Genomic DNA, 11,346 nt, shown 5'->3' with positions numbered 1-11,346 from the left:
GCTTTATGTGTCTGCGATGAGACATCGGCGGTGATATTACTAGGCCATGCCATCTGTGAAAAGGTTCACAACCAAATATCGGTCGCCAAATTACCGGCGGAAAACCCTCGGCAAGGACCTGAAATACCGATAAGCCACTGATTTTTCTTGATCAAACCAGCAGGTTCGTTCCCGAATATGGGGGATGAATGTGATTGCAAAATGACGTCAAAAAAAGCGCGGATTTGCTTGAATCCATTGCTCGCCTCGTTATGCTGGCAATTCACCTCCACTGCCCCAATGCCCGAAGTAGAGACTTCAACAGGCGCAAGGAGGCTGAAACCATCAGACAAGGAATGAAGTACCTGTGAACAAGAGCACCCTGCGCAAGACTCTGCTGGCGGCATCGATCGCAGCAAGCACTCACGTATACGCTGTCTCGGGCGTTACCGACCTGACACGGGATGTCAGCGGTGATTCCGAAGTTGCCCTGTCGCTCACCGAGCACGGCAACGTCACCCTGACTGGCAATGCTCAACGCATTGAAGGCCAGGATGGAGTCGGCTTTGAAGGCGTGAAAATCAACGGAAACCTGGTCAACAATGCCAACATCTCAGCTCACGGTGCCGCTGTCGATGGGCTGGACTTGGACATCAGTGACGACCAGAACGCTACTCGGACCGAAATCACCGGCGACATCATCAACAACGGCAACATCGACCTGACCGGCGCCGGCGCGGTCGGAATCGTAATGGACGGCGTCCGTGCCAAAAGCCTGATCAACAACGGCAATATCGCCGTGCTGGATGACCCAAACGGCGTAGAGACCGACAAAGCCCGTGGTATCGAGATCGGCAACACCAAACTGGCAGGCGATGTCATCAACAGCGGCAACATCGTCGCCACCGGCGAAAGCGCTAAGGGCATCACCGCCTTCTCCAACGGAGCCGACCTGAACAACCAAACCCAAATCGGGGCCGACGTTGAAAACAAGGGCAACATCTCGGTGTCCGGCGATAATTCCATCGGCATCGAACTCGATGATGTTCAGTTTGGTCATGACATCGTGAACCGAGGCGGCATTACTGCCACCGGCACCAATGCCAGCGGCATTACTGTCGATGACACCAACTACAACGCCATCGTCAACAACGGCCTCATCATCGCTCGCGGGGCCGATTCGCGTGGCATCCTGGTGATGGACTCTACCGGCCCCAACTCCGACCTGGGCAACAACGGCATCGTGAACAGTGGCAACATCGTTGCGGACGGCATCGCTATCCAGATCGGCAATCGGCCGGGCAATGGCAGTGGTACCGACCACTTCATCATCACCCAAAACGGTGGCCTGATTCAGGGGGGCGAAAAGTCCATCGACGGCAACATGCAGACTGTCCTGCGCTTCAACGGCGGCACCATCGCCGGCGACATCGAAGGTCTGGACTCCATGCAGGTCAATGGCAACGCCAACTTCATCGGTGGCGAAATCGAGGCCGATGATGTTCAGATCAAGGGCGGCCAACTGAACCTGTCGAACCTGCACACCGACCTGACCGGCAACCTGAGCATCGCCTCCGGCGCAGCTCTGCAGGTCCGCCTGAGCGACAGCACCAACGTGAACACTCCGGTGGTCAGTGTCGACGGCACCGCCAGTTTCGCTGCCGGCAGCAAGCTGAATGTCACCGCCAACCCTGGCGACTTCACCGGTACCCGCCAGGGCACTGCCTACACCCTGGTATCTGCGGACGACATTCAAAACGCCGGGCTCGAAGTAAAAAGCAGCTCCGCTCTGCTACAGGTCAAGTCCTACGAAATCGGCGAGCAGCTGGTCACCGCCGTGGTTACCGGCAAAACCGGTGACGCCGCCCAGGACATCCTGAAAGGCCATGGCTCCAGCCGTAACGCGCTGAACGCCATCACTCCTTTCGTGGACTCGGTCATGGGCAACATGAGCAGCGACGACCAGGTCTTCCAGGCCTTCGCCAACGCCTCCGAGGCTGAGCTCGCCAAACTGGCCGAGCAGCTGGCTCCCCAAGTGAACGGCGGCGCTACCCAAGCTGCGATGGGTACCCAATCACTGGTTTCCAACGCCATCAACTCCCGTCTGGGCTCCTCATCTGGCATGTCCTCCGGCGACGTTCTTCAAGAAACCGGTGTGTGGATCAAGGCCCTTCATAGCGACGCCGACCAGAACCGTCGCAATCAGATCGAGGGCTTCAACGCCGATACGGATGGCATCATCATCGGTGCCGACGGCAAACTGAACGAGCAGACCACCCTGGGTCTGGCCTACAGCTACGCCACCAGCGATGTCGACTCCGACGACGGCAACAGCACCGATGTGAAGAGCCAGGCTCTGATCGCCTACGGCAGCTGGAAACAAGGTCCGGTCTTCGTCGACGCCAGCCTGACCTTCGGTAAGAACGACAACGAATCCAAGCGTCACATCGCTGGCACCACCGCGAAGGGCGACTACGACTCCGATCTGTTCGGCCTGAACGTCCTGGGCGGCTACGGCTTCAACGTGGGTGACGGCTACATCGTCGAACCTCGTGCAGCCCTGCGCTACAGCAATCTGAAGATCGACGGCTACACCGAGAAGGGCTCCTCCGCAGCACTGTCGGTAGATGGCCAGCGCATCGAAATTGCCGAGCTGGGCGCTGGTGTGCGCTTCGCCAAGGACTTCAACGTCGGCAACGGCACTCTGAAGCCGGAAGTCACCTTGATGACCTACCACGACTTCGCCGCCGACCAGGCTGACACCTCCAGCGCATTCGTACTGGGTGGCAACGCCTTCGTCAGCAACGCCGCCAAGCCGACTCGCAACAGCTACGAGGCTGGCGTAGGCGCGGAGTACAGCGTCGGTGCCATGACCTTCGGTGCCTCGTACAACTACCTGCGCAAAGCCGATTTCAACGCCGACACCTTCTCGCTGAAAGCTCGCTACGACTTCTAAGCGATACCAGGACGTCGTTCCGCAAATCACAATGGCCCGCCTCGTGCGGGCCATTGTCCATATGACCGAGGAAAGCCGATGTACAGCGCCCTTAACCGCATTATCCTCGCCGCCAGCGCGCTCCTATCCCTCTCAGGCTGCGCCAACAACGTCAACCTCAAGGAAATCTCGAGCGGGTCCAGTCTGCACCCTGAGGTATTGCTTTCATCCCCCTACAATATCCAGGCCTTAGTGCCCGCCGGTACCAGATACCGCACACTTCGGGTGTACATCGAGGGCGATGGCCATGCCTGGGCCACACGAACACAACCGAGCACAGATCCTACACCTCACACATCTCTGATGGCTCAATTCGCGGCTGAAGATCCCACGCCAGCAGCTTACTTGGCCCGGCCTTGCCAGTTCGTCGTCACTGGTGCATGCAAACCAGCGCTCTGGACGTCCGAACGCTTTGGGCGGGCGTCTGTTGATGCCATGAACTCCGCCTTGAACAACCTGAAATCCCGGTACCGGACTCAGTCTTTTGAACTGGTTGGATATTCCGGCGGCGCTGCCATAGCTTTGATCCTCGCCGGCGAGCGTGATGACGTTGGACAAGTACAAACCATCGCAGGGAATGTCGATCCTGTGACCTGGACGAAGCTCAAGAACATCACCCCTCTGCTCGGATCACTCTCGCCACTGGAATACTCGGCTCGCCTCGCCGGCATCCCCCAGCGGCATTTGATCGGTCAAAACGATGAGCTGGTGCCTGCTGAAGTCGTACGAGCGTATAGCCTGCAGGTCCAGGCCAAATGCCTGTCCACCGTCGTGGTGCCAAATGCGTCTCACGACCGCGGCTACGCCGACGCATGGCGTGCGGTAAGGGATCAGCCTTTCAACTGCGACATGAGCGGCAGCCCCCAATCATCCCAGGCTGAATAGCCCTAATTTCAAGGACGCGGTCATGCAACAGCAGATCATCATCCAGCCAGAAGGCAGCGAACTGATCTACGAGGTTCTCGTCAGCCATGACGGCGGTACCGTCTGGGTCAACTGTTCGGACGGCAACAGCGTTGGTCGCTTTTCCAAGCATGCCGGCATTGACCTTCATCGGACGATCGCAGAGCAGATGACGGGGGAGGGCCAATGCCTGGACTGCACTCACGAACCGGCCGGGCCCGAAGAATGGGAGCGATTCTGTGGTGGGTTGGCACAACACTTCAACGTCACCCTTCCGTCGGATCTCATTCGATTCCCATAACTCCATCGCTCTCAGAAAGGACACTACTGATGTTGAAGAAACTAAAGGATCAAATCGCCGCCCAGTGGGGGCAGTTCACCGATTGGCTCGACGTACTCGAGCGCCGTTGGAAATCGTACTGGTTGAAGAGGGTCGCATCCGCAACAACATTCGCAATGGTCGCTGGCTTCACCTTGCTGGCCCTATACGGCCCGGCTGTATCCGTGAGCTACCTGGTGACTGCGGCCGGCCTATTACTGGTAGCGCTAAGCCTGCTCGTGCGGTTCAAATTCTTGCAGGACCTGGCGACGTTGTCAGGCGTTGCCTTAGCCGCCTGGTGGTATATTCACTCCCTGCCTGGCGTCTTCAACCCGGTCCAGCACGTGAGGTTCGACGCAGAACCTCAGACGTCTGGTTTTTTCGTCTTGCCGAAGACCAGGCCGCTAGGAAGGTCGCAAATTGATGACTGTGATTTCGACTCAGCAAGCTCGACGCTTACATGCTCGGTGAGGGTTGTGCCAGTTCCACCTGAGAAGGCGGTGGAAGCTACGGATGACAGGTTGTCGCTGCAACCGTGAAAGAGAAAACCGCCACAGGGCGGTTTTTTTTCGCAACCTGATCTTCAAGCCAAGGATTACCAGTTTCCAACCAACGATCATCACATCAGCCATCCGCCGGGCGCGGGCCATGGCGCCTTTCTCTCCAGGTCAGATGGGGACCGCCGAGCGGAACAGATCCAGGTGATCTTCGCCGGCAGTAGTGGCTTGATTAGCTGAGTTCATCTGAAGTGCTTGGAATATCTTGGTTGAAGCGAGGTGTAGCAATTTATCGCGACGTTACTCGTCGCCTTCCAAACGCTCCACGATGCCTGGAAAGACCTCACCATGGCCAGGTTCCCAGCGCGGCGCGCTGAGCGAGGCCGGCTGTCCGATGGCGAGCTTGCCAAAATTGAACTTGGGCTGAACGTACCCTTGGGCATTCTGCACACTCTTCCAGCCAACGTACCTCATCATGCTGATGAGGTCCCAGCCCTCGTCGATCGCCCAATTGGCAAAGCCATGTCGGAAGGAGTGGCTGGTGTAGCGCTGCTCTACGCCGGCGGCTTCAGCAACTCGCCGCAAGATGGGACCGATAGCGGAACTCGACAGCCCCTCATCCGCCATCCGCCCCCAGCGAGTGATAGGTCGGAAGACGGGCCCATAGTGGATACCAGAGTCTTCGAGCCAATGCGTGTATGCCCTGACGGGGCAAAGCTCGATTAGGGCCGGCACGATGAATTCCTGGCCAAGTGCATCACGGTCATGCTTGGTCTTTCTGAGGAAAATCCGCATATCCCGGTCTGGAATCACCGTGATGTTGTGTGCCTCGATCCGACTCAATTCGTCGCTCCGGAAGGCACGCCAGAAGCCGATAAGCACCAGCGCCCGATTGCGTGAAGCGGCCAGTTGCTTGGCGAAATCGCCGGCAGAAATTGCGGCGCGCTCAGCCGTGTCCAGGTAGTCGATCATCTTGCGCAGATTCTCGATCGCGATGGGGAGGGCCTTCTTGGGCGCTTTATTGAACAACGCCCGGATGCCCTTCATGGTCCGCTTCACCTTACCCTTGGTTGGGTCAGGAAAGCCGAACTCTTGATGCCACTTTGCGATGGCTGCAACTCGCAACTGCAGGGTGTTAACAGAGAGCTCTCCAGCGAAAGTTCGGACGTAGCGATCCACCATCTCCTCAGTGGCAGGAAGCAGCCCCCCATTGCTTTTGAAATGCTCACGAGCCTGCCGGTAGGCCTTGTCGGTGTTCGGGCTACCTGCGGCGCTATCGATGAGGGCTGACTTCAACTCGAAGTCCATGGCCATCATCTTGGTGCCGGCATAGTCGCTGTCGGGTCGCTTACTCATAGTCAAAGTCGCTGGAAGGGTCTAAGCATCCTAACGCAGACCTGCCCATTTTGAACGCTGCCAGTGGTCCTGGCAGCGCCCTCGCGTGACGAATGTGATTATTGCTTGCTCTGGCCCCACATCCGCTCAACTACATCGTCTTCGAGCTTATAGCGCCCCTTCGGACACTCAACGATCCATGGCGACTTTCTGGCCCGGGAGTTGAAACCCACCAGCTTGCAGGGGCCCAGGCTGGTATGCGGTTTAGTTTGGGACACGTCGTACCCGTAGAGGTTGGCTGCTTGTTCGAGTTCAGTTTGGGCTTTGGACTTTGCGCCCTTGACCATGGCCTCGACCTTGATCGTGCAGGTCCCCTGCGGGTCGTAGGTGATTTTTCCAGCCTCAAGGCTGATTTCGGGATGGAGGTTGGCCAGTGCGTTGTTGATCAAGCCACGAAGAACCTTGAGGTTGGTGGTGTTGAAGCCGGAGGTGAAGCCAGTCATTTGGAGCTCCTTCTGAGGTGCTATTGAACGGTGACGACCATTCTCCGGCCCCCTCACCGTGCCAGAAGCCAAACCTGGAAGAATCCCAACATCAGTCCACGCACTCCTGTAGGAGATCACCCAGGCCGCCATTTCCCCGAGAAATCTTCACGTCGGCCGTTATCATCACCGGCACCACCAATACTGAGTTCGACTATGAAACCTTCCATCGTTTTGTCACTCGTACTTGCATCGGTAGCCGGCTGTGATGCCGTAACCGAAAAGGCTGCCAATGTCAGCCAGGCGTTTATCGCCCAGTACCCGGACCTGCAAAAGCCGATCAGCCTAGTGTTCTTTCCGGGTTACAAAGTCATGATCGACGGCAAGGCCACACCGATCATCGGCGAAGACGCTTGCCCACCGCAGGACGGCGTTATGGCCAAGTTATTCGGTCCCACTCCCGATGAGGACCGCAAGGAATGCGTTGAGGTTTCGCCGACAGCGACCGAGGTGCACGTAAAGTTTCCCGACGTAGCTGCAGGCGGGAGCCTGAAGAAGGAGGAATGGAGCGTCCTGCGCGATGGGAGTCGTGTGGCGCTTCGCCGGCCGAATGGTGACTTTGTGCTTCCGGAGAAGCCCTGAAGTGCGGCATGGTGACAAGCTGAAAAGCTTCAAGACCGAGGTGGTGATTCCGCTGTTGATCCTTGGCTTGATCGCCATCTGGAACATGGACCGGCTTGCGGCAATGTTCTTCGAAGCTGAAAACGCCACAGTCAGATTGAGAAACTGCGCCAGCGCCGAGTGCGAGTTGCACGGCACTCTCCGAATTGAGCCAATGTCCGGTGACTACCTCCTGACCAGCGCTGAGGGAAGGGTCACCCGCTTCCCTCAGTCCTCCCTGGCCAGCGCTCGCTGGCCGGCCCAGATCGTCGCCGAGTAGTCCCGCCTACTGATTCACAACGACAGGCTGGAGCACTGTAGGCAGGACGACTGGATCGATCACCTGGGTCAGCAGGTGATCATGCCCCTCCACGTGCCAATTGGCCCAGATTCGTCCCTTCCCATCAGGCTCCAGGCTGAGCCAGTTCCGTTCCGGTACCAAGTAATGGCCTTTGAAGCCGATCGGCAGCATGCGGGCCTTCACTCCGTACTCGATGACCTCTTCACCTGCCCCGAACTTCTCCATGAAGTACACGGCCACCGCTGGAGGCGGGGTGTGCACGATCCCGGTAGATACCAGTTGGAAGATAGCTCCTGCACCATTCCCATGTTGCGGAAGGCTCGACTCGATTACGGCAGCCGCAGCGACATGGACGTCACCGCTCACAATGGTCACCCGAGTGCCTTTGGCCGAGAAATTCAGCAAGCGCTTGATCAATCGCTGCCTTTCGTCACGGTGTGGTTTGCTCCGCCAATGATCACGAAGATCATCCTCAAGCTCCCATTGCCCGGGCAAGGCATTGAGTGCTACCTCGGCGGCATTCAAGTCCAGGTAGGCAACAGGCAAGCTGGAGTAAACGATCAAGTGCTTGTGCTGGGAGGTATCGAGCTGATCCAGCCAAGCGAAGATGGCGTCCCAAGTGTACTCCGAAGCGATTTGCGTCGGGCTGAAGCCGCTAGCTATCTGTAGATCCGGGTGGCGTTCACTGCGCAGATCTGGAACCAAGAATGCGACCTCGCCGAGACCAGAGTAGGCAAGGCTGAATCCTTTTGCCTGTGGACTCTGGTTGGGTACCGCAGAGGGATGGATCTCGTCCTCTGCCAGCTGCTGCTGAAAGAGTCTGTAGTACCGCGTCGCCAGCCGGAAGAGGTTCTGGTAGACGTCGCACTCATGCAGGTCCTGAGGATATGAGCCCCACCCATCGGTGATGTCGTGGTCGTCCCACATGGCCACGTAGGGGATCGACTGCAGCATCTCGCGCGGGCCGGCCTGATTCCAGCGCTGGACATAAAGTTGGGTGAAGTATTCGTCGACCTGCTTTTCCAGCTTTCGTGACCATTTCGCAGCTACCTGCTTGCTATGCCACAGATCAGCCCAGTCCTTCATCTCTCCGGGTATAACCATCAAGTCATCGGTGTAAACCTGGTCTCCACCCATGACCAGGATATGGAATTCTTTACCCTTGATCTTGTGACGTGCAGCCATGTCGAACCAGCGTTCGTTCTGCCTGTCCTTCACCTTCTTGCGGTACTTATCAGCAGAGAATCCGTTGCACGAGCCATAGGCAACCCTCGGAGACTCCCCAAGGGCAGGAACGAAGAAGCTCGCCCTGCCTCCTGACACACTGCAGGAGCACTGCTGAGACCTGGCAGCTTTCTGAGACGTTGATAGGTCTACCCTCCAGACATCCTGGGTTGGACTTCCGAATGGGATCGAAGCGATACGGGTGACCTTATCGACCGCGCAGTTTGTGGGCTCAGGCTTTGGTTTGGGGTCACCTTTGTCCAGGACAACGAGAGCAGAGACTTGGTACAGATCGTTGTGGATGCCGCGGAAATGAAGGATGGGACCGAGTAACAGGCTCATGCGCTGTCCTCCTTGACGTAAAGGTATGAGCCCCGTCCTCGCTGACTTTCAGTCACCCCACAGCGCCGGCCGCGGCTTTCTCGATGGTTGCAATGTGATACTAGCCGGTGCCAGAGAAAATGCTCGATCGCCCGAAGTCTCTATGTGGCGAGGACGTCAAACCCGAGAAACCGCAGCGACTTGGCCATGCGTCCGTTGATTGGGGGCACCTGTTCTGGCTTCAGCGTTCCGACCAACTCCAATGCACAGAATCGGCCGAAGGAAGCGAGTTTGTACTTCGGATCGTAAAGTACGGAGCCAATGCGTGCGGCAAACTCCTCGTGGCCATGAATCAGGTAAATCAGGGTGTCATGAACACGACCGAGGTCCTCCCGGTTCCCTTCCCAAAACTTGGCCGGCAGAGCTTCAGCGCCACCCAATGTGAAACGGAGCTGCTCGGAGAATGCGTGGACACACATCAGCGCTGCAGCGATCTGCTCCTTGCTGCTGGCACGGATCGACTCCGGGCTCTCCATCACAGCGTGGAGCGTTTCAAGCATTTCGAAGTAATCCTCTGGAATCCGAGGTGTAGCGGTTGAAAACCATTCCAGGGCCAAGGTTTGGATTTGGGGCTTTCGATCTTGCGGCCGGCGGATCGGTGCATCCTGCCACGCGGCATCTCCTGGGGCGTGCTCGAGTCGCACCCAGTTCAAGAAGCGGTTCACCTCCGGTCCCCATGCAAGGGCGTTGAATTCAGGTCGGCGAGTGCCTTGCTCACGAAGGATTGCGGCGACCTCCTCAAACGCCGGCAGGTATTGCTCATAGATAGTCTTCCTCAGATCACTGAGGTAATGCTGCTGAGCGGTCTTATGTCCGCTGCCGGCAAGGACAGTTGGAGGCTCTACATCAGCGAGGCTTTGGAAAGGGGCGTCCCGACTGTCCATCCGACTGGCCTTCTCCCAGGCATCCTTGAATTTCAGATAAACCTGCCTGGTTAAAACCTCGGCACTGTCCCAAAGCACAGCGAACAGCGCCTCGAGGTCTCTGATCCGCTCTTCATCGCCAGGCTGGTCGAGCAGAACGACTGCTTCTCGGTTGCTGACCAGGCCGCCATCCGTGAGGTTTGCTGAGCCCAACATGGCCACGCCATCGAAAAGGAAGATCTTGGCGTGAAAGCCATCCGTGAAGTACCGGATGGAGCAGTTGTCGGCTTCGAGTGCTTGGCGCAGGGCGGCGGGATTCGTCGCTGGATTGAGCCCCACCAGGAGATCGATCTTCGCGCCACGTTCCGCAGCCTCCAATATCTCGCCCGGACGAGTGAAGTAGGGCGCTGCAAGCCGGATATGCGACGCTGTAGAGATGAGCCGCTGGAAAGGCCTGAGGACTTGGTCCTGGCCGGGGCTGTTGGTGAAGATGCTGCTGTCCGCCATGCTGACAACCTGTTCCGTGATCTTCAGGACAGGCTGGCAGCAAGGAGCGGGGACTTCAACTGAGCCGGCGTGCGATTGAGAAGAGGGCGGCCCGTTCCGCATCGAGGTCGGGGCGGTGGAGGAAGGGGAGCCACTCAGCCGCCAGGTCCTCCTCGAGCGCGTTACGGGGGACGCCTGGCCAAAGGTTACCAGGGGGGCTAACCACTGGCACAACAGATCTTCCTTTTGCGTACAGCAAGCCCCAACGGACAGGAAGGTCTTCCGGCCGTATCAACCCCTCCGGGCAAAGGTAGAAACGGTAATTGCCCAAGCCTCCGGAAACCCGCTCCGGCTTCAAGCGATCGGCCCGGAAGTCACTGAGGCTGACCTTAACCTCAATCACTCCGGAACACATGGAACGGAATCCCAGAACATCGGGCCGCTCACGGCTCCCTGCTGCCCATATTTCGGTAGTAACCACAGGGAACCCGTTCTTCTTGAACCACTTGGCCCCCATGGCTGTCAGCTTGTCATGCTCAGGACTCGGCATATGCCCCCTCTCTTTTTTTGATCTGATCAATGGGTTCAGGCGTCAACGTCTTGGGTCTTTGGCGGCGGCACGGGGAAGGTTAGGATTTGCGCGAGGTCATAGACGTACACCTCGATGCTGACCAGCTTGGAAGCGTGGTCGCCTTCACGGCTGACGAATTGGGCGATCTTGTGCGTCCCCGGGAAGCGCTCAGAAAACAGCGCCCGAAGTGCATCGCGGGATTCCGGGCAGTCGTTCGCGCCTCAGTGTCGACGCCGAGCGAACGGCCTAGAGTGGCCAGCTCAAATTCGGTTGTTTCCATCGCCATCCGCGCCTGGGCACGGTGCTCTGTTCAAGAAGGAACGGCAAAATGGCGAGACTCTGCTGCGCCT

11 protein-coding genes are annotated in these 11,346 nt (G+C 58.0%); 6 read left to right on the top strand and 5 right to left on the bottom strand.

The window, feature by feature from the left end; translation table 11 throughout:
• Window positions 1–65: 65 nt before the first annotated feature.
• Window positions 66–332: a hypothetical protein gene (locus tag Q9451_RS32465; RefSeq protein ID WP_172688535.1), complete on the bottom strand. Its 267-nt coding sequence runs from the start codon at window positions 330–332 to the stop codon at window positions 66–68.
• A gap of 14 nt (window positions 333–346) precedes the next feature.
• On the opposite strand from Q9451_RS32465, the gene Q9451_RS32460 reads away from it, so the two are divergent.
• From Q9451_RS32460 to Q9451_RS32445, 4 genes are all read left to right on the top strand, one after another.
• Window positions 347–2,935 carry an autotransporter outer membrane beta-barrel domain-containing protein gene (locus Q9451_RS32460; protein WP_172688534.1) on the top strand — a complete coding sequence of 863 codons (2,589 nt, stop codon included), beginning with the start codon at window positions 347–349 and terminating at the stop codon, window positions 2,933–2,935.
• A gap of 78 nt (window positions 2,936–3,013) precedes the next feature.
• Window positions 3,014–3,859 (top strand): alpha/beta hydrolase, encoded by an 846-nt coding sequence (locus Q9451_RS32455; RefSeq protein WP_172688533.1) that lies wholly within the window; start codon window positions 3,014–3,016, stop codon window positions 3,857–3,859.
• Window positions 3,860–3,881: 22 nt separating this feature from the next.
• Window positions 3,882–4,178, top strand: coding sequence for a hypothetical protein (locus Q9451_RS32450; protein WP_172688532.1), 297 nt, complete (start codon window positions 3,882–3,884; stop codon window positions 4,176–4,178).
• 29 nt (window positions 4,179–4,207) lie between these two features.
• Window positions 4,208–4,735: a hypothetical protein gene (locus Q9451_RS32445; protein WP_172688531.1), complete on the top strand. Its 528-nt coding sequence runs from the start codon at window positions 4,208–4,210 to the stop codon at window positions 4,733–4,735.
• Window positions 4,736–4,993: 258 nt separating this feature from the next.
• Here Q9451_RS32445 and Q9451_RS32440 read toward each other — a convergent pair whose 3' ends face one another.
• Both Q9451_RS32440 and Q9451_RS32435 read right to left on the bottom strand, forming a co-directional pair.
• Complete coding sequence (locus Q9451_RS32440; RefSeq protein WP_172688530.1) at window positions 4,994–6,049, bottom strand: site-specific integrase; 1,056 nt, start codon at window positions 6,047–6,049, stop codon at window positions 4,994–4,996.
• A 98-nt stretch (window positions 6,050–6,147) separates the two neighbouring features.
• Window positions 6,148–6,531 (bottom strand): hypothetical protein, encoded by a 384-nt coding sequence (locus tag Q9451_RS32435; RefSeq protein WP_172688529.1) that lies wholly within the window; start codon window positions 6,529–6,531, stop codon window positions 6,148–6,150.
• 195 nt (window positions 6,532–6,726) lie between these two features.
• Here Q9451_RS32435 and Q9451_RS32430 point away from each other — a divergent pair, with 195 nt between their 5' ends.
• A complete protein-coding gene (locus Q9451_RS32430) occupies window positions 6,727–7,152 on the top strand; it encodes a hypothetical protein (protein ID WP_172688528.1) in 426 nt (141 codons plus the stop codon).
• 1 nt (window position 7,153) lies between these two features.
• The gene (locus tag Q9451_RS32425) at window positions 7,154–7,450 is read left to right on the top strand and encodes a hypothetical protein (protein ID WP_042933865.1); all 297 of its coding nucleotides are present in this window, start codon (window positions 7,154–7,156) and stop codon (window positions 7,448–7,450) included.
• 6 nt (window positions 7,451–7,456) lie between these two features.
• Here the strand turns inward: Q9451_RS32425 and Q9451_RS32420 are convergent, their stop codons facing one another.
• Together Q9451_RS32420 and Q9451_RS32415 are read right to left on the bottom strand one after the other, a co-directional pair.
• On the bottom strand, window positions 7,457–9,037 hold the full coding sequence (locus Q9451_RS32420) for an alkaline phosphatase D family protein (RefSeq protein ID WP_172688527.1): 1,581 nt from the start codon (window positions 9,035–9,037) through the stop codon (window positions 7,457–7,459).
• Between the two features lie 140 nt (window positions 9,038–9,177).
• Window positions 9,178–10,446, bottom strand: a complete 1,269-nt coding sequence (locus Q9451_RS32415) for a phospholipase D-like domain-containing protein (RefSeq protein WP_172688526.1) — start codon at window positions 10,444–10,446, stop codon at window positions 9,178–9,180.
• Window positions 10,447–11,346 lie beyond the last annotated feature (900 nt).

The organism is Pseudomonas sp. NY8896, from assembly GCF_039634505.1.
This window is presented reverse-complemented; position numbering and strand designations above follow the sequence as displayed.

What these genes read in the sequence shown, in the direction of transcription:
- Q9451_RS32455 (WP_172688533.1), top strand. Translation starts at nt 3,014, where the DNA reads ATGTACAGCGCCCTTAACCGCATTATCCTCGCCGCCAGCGCGCTCCTA.
- Q9451_RS32450 (WP_172688532.1), top strand. Translation starts at nt 3,882, where the DNA reads ATGCAACAGCAGATCATCATCCAGCCAGAAGGCAGCGAACTGATCTAC.
- Q9451_RS32445 (WP_172688531.1), top strand. Translation starts at nt 4,208, where the DNA reads ATGTTGAAGAAACTAAAGGATCAAATCGCCGCCCAGTGGGGGCAGTTC.
- Q9451_RS32440 (WP_172688530.1), bottom strand. Translation starts at nt 6,049, where the DNA reads ATGAGTAAGCGACCCGACAGCGACTATGCCGGCACCAAGATGATGGCC.
- Q9451_RS32435 (WP_172688529.1), bottom strand. Translation starts at nt 6,531, where the DNA reads ATGACTGGCTTCACCTCCGGCTTCAACACCACCAACCTCAAGGTTCTT.
- Q9451_RS32430 (WP_172688528.1), top strand. Translation starts at nt 6,727, where the DNA reads ATGAAACCTTCCATCGTTTTGTCACTCGTACTTGCATCGGTAGCCGGC.
- Q9451_RS32420 (WP_172688527.1), bottom strand. Translation starts at nt 9,037, where the DNA reads ATGAGCCTGTTACTCGGTCCCATCCTTCATTTCCGCGGCATCCACAAC.
- Q9451_RS32415 (WP_172688526.1), bottom strand. Translation starts at nt 10,446, where the DNA reads ATGGCGGACAGCAGCATCTTCACCAACAGCCCCGGCCAGGACCAAGTC.